Source organism: Tritonibacter sp. SIMBA_163 (genome assembly GCF_046535935.1).
Taxonomy (GTDB): Bacteria; Pseudomonadota; Alphaproteobacteria; order Rhodobacterales; family Rhodobacteraceae; genus Epibacterium; species Epibacterium scottomollicae.
This window is the reverse complement of sequence record NZ_JAWJBP010000076.1, coordinates 1-978: the sequence shown is the minus strand read 5'-3', so window position 1 is coordinate 978 and position 978 is coordinate 1. Positions and strand designations below refer to the sequence as shown.

The following is a 978-nucleotide window of genomic DNA, read 5'->3' as shown; positions in this document are numbered from 1 at the left end:
AGATGACACAAGATAGAATGACTTTCAGCTTCCGTTGCCCGCGCTCTCTAAAAGATGCTTTCTCAGCTAAAGCTAAAGCAAACGGGACAACCGCTTCCGCTCTTATTAAGGATTTTATGCAAGCCTATCTTGATGGAGGTAATGACAAAAGCATTGACAAGAAATCAGGTATTGACGAGCAATGTCATGACACTCAGCATCAAAGCACTGACAATCAACGGATAGAAGATTTAGAGGCTAGGATTAAAGCCTTAGAAAACAACCAAGCTAACCTAGCTGATCGGACTTGGGGATTGGAGAACTCAGCACTGACTAAACTTGATTATCTACAAGGGTTATCTTGCCCTTTGCCAGATGATGACAATTTCCCCGTTACTAAAAAGGACGAGGCTAAAAATGACGAGTGCAAATCAACAGATAACAGTTCTGGGAAAAGCGTCAAGGACGATCCTAATTCACTAACTGGAGCAGCCCTTGGAAAGCGATTAGGAGGAGTTTCTTCCACGGCAATTAAAAAGCAGTGGAAGAAAGGGGAAGAAAAATTTAAGCAGTGGTCGCAAGAACGCGATCCAGATGGAAAAGCATGGAGCTATGATCCGAGTATTGGCAAGTGGGGAAAATATTACCCAATATCCTGATCAGCTTATGAAAACGTTGATTTGCGATCGCTAGGAAAAATCAAAGAGTAGGGGATTCTAAGTCCCTGTTTCATCCCCCGCTTTCCCTTGTGGGGATGGTATTTTGGAGAATCTTTGTTCTCATTGCCTAAATCTGGATTAAAAGGAATGGTGGATCATGCACAAAGCACGCTCAAAAACTGAAAAATACATTGGAGCGAATTGGCTTGCGAATCAGCTTAAAATCAATCGCGGATCTATCCACTATCATGCAGTGCAGTTAAGGCTGCGATATTTTAAATTTTCGGGAATTCGCTATCTGGAAAGTGAGGATGCCAAAATTCTTATTAATCGCCTGCAA

1 protein-coding gene and 1 pseudogene are annotated in these 978 nt (G+C 42.2%); both read left to right on the top strand.

The window, feature by feature from the left end:
* Positions 1–638, top strand: a pseudogene (locus R0J92_RS21470) (hypothetical protein); the annotation flags it as partial.
* Positions 639–795: 157 nt separating this feature from the next.
* Positions 796–978, top strand: a 183-nt coding sequence (locus R0J92_RS21465) for a hypothetical protein (protein WP_411053124.1), incomplete at its 3' end; no start/stop codon positions are given.